Below are 1,302 nucleotides of genomic sequence, written 5' to 3'. Positions count from 1 at the left end.
CGCCGCCGTCGCCACCGTCTTCCCCGACGGCCCGCACCGCTACCTCGGCACCGTGTACGACGACGCGTTCTGCCGCCGGCACGGCCTGGACGCCGCGCGGGCCGCCCCGCGTCCGGTCGAGATCCCGCACCCCGCCGCCGCCGAGGTCACCGGCTGGGCCCGCTGCCGCACCGACCGGACCGTGCCCGCCGCCGTCCCGGCGGGCACCGCCGGACCCACCCCGTGACCGCCCCCGCCCGCACCGAGGAGGACCGATGAGGCTCGACGTCCGCACCGTCCGGCTCCGGCTGGCCGAGCCGCTGCGCATCTCCCGCTCGGTGACCACCGAACGGGACGCCGTCCAACTCGCGCTCGGCCACGGCGGATTGACCGGCCACGGCGAGGCGGTCAGCAGCGTCTACCTGGACCTTCCCACCGACCGGATCCGGCGCGGACTCGACGCGCTGCGCCCCGCGCTGGAGCACGGCCCTGACCCGGAACAGGCGCTCGCCGACCTCCGCGACGGCACGGCCCCGTACGCGGCGCTGCCGGCCGGGGTGCTGGCCGCCGTCGAGGCCGCCCTGCTCGACCTGGTCGGCAAACGGGCCGGCGAGCCCGTGCACCGGCTGCTCGGCCGCACCGAACCGGTCGCCGCCGCCACCGCCCGCACCATCGGCATCGAACCGCCCGCCCGGGCCGCCGTCCAGGCCGCCCGGCTCGCCGACGCCGGGTTCACCGTGCTCAAGGTCAAGGCCGGAGCCGCCGACCCCGGCCTCGACCTGGCCCGGGTCCAGGCCGTCCGCGAGGCCGCCCCCGAGGCCCGGCTGCTGCTCGACCCCAACGGCGCCTGGACCCCCGAGCAGGCCCTCCGACTGCTGCCCGCCTTCGCCGCCACCGGCGTCGAGGCCGTCGAACAGCCCATCCCCCCGGGCCGCCCCGACGCGCTCGCCGCCGTCGCCGAACGCTCGCCCGTCCCGGTGATCGCCGACGAGGACGCCGTCGGGTACGAGGACGCCTGCCGGCTCGCCGGACGGGTGCACGGCGTCAACCTCAAACTCGCCAAGTGCGGCGGCGTCCACCAGGTGCTGCGGATCGCCGGGGCCCTGCGCGGCAGCGGCACCGAGCTGATGCTCGGCTGCCTGGCGGCCAGCTCGCTCGGCATCGCGCCCGCCGTGCACCTGGCCGACCGGGCCCGCTGGCTCGACCTCGACGGCCACCTGCTGCTCGCCCACGACCCCTGGCAGGGCATCGGCGGCGCCGACGGCACCGTCCGCACTCCGGACCGGGCCGGCCTCGGCGTGCTCCCGGCGCCCGCCGCCGCCC

Annotated in this window: 1 protein-coding gene and 1 pseudogene; both read left to right on the top strand. The window is 78.7% G+C overall.

Annotation, left to right across the window (positions count from 1 at the left end):
• Window positions 1–226, top strand: a pseudogene (locus ABD308_RS05385) (pyridoxal-5'-phosphate-dependent protein subunit beta); the annotation flags it as partial.
• A gap of 28 nt (window positions 227–254) precedes the next feature.
• The coding region (locus tag ABD308_RS05380) for a dipeptide epimerase (protein WP_344327203.1) at window positions 255–1,302 on the top strand (1,048 nt) is incomplete at its 3' end.

Source organism: Kitasatospora putterlickiae (assembly GCF_039527695.1).
Taxonomy (GTDB): Bacteria; Actinomycetota; Actinomycetes; order Streptomycetales; family Streptomycetaceae; genus Kitasatospora; species Kitasatospora putterlickiae.
Note: the sequence above shows the minus strand (reverse complement) of the source record. Positions and strands in the feature narration are given on the sequence as shown.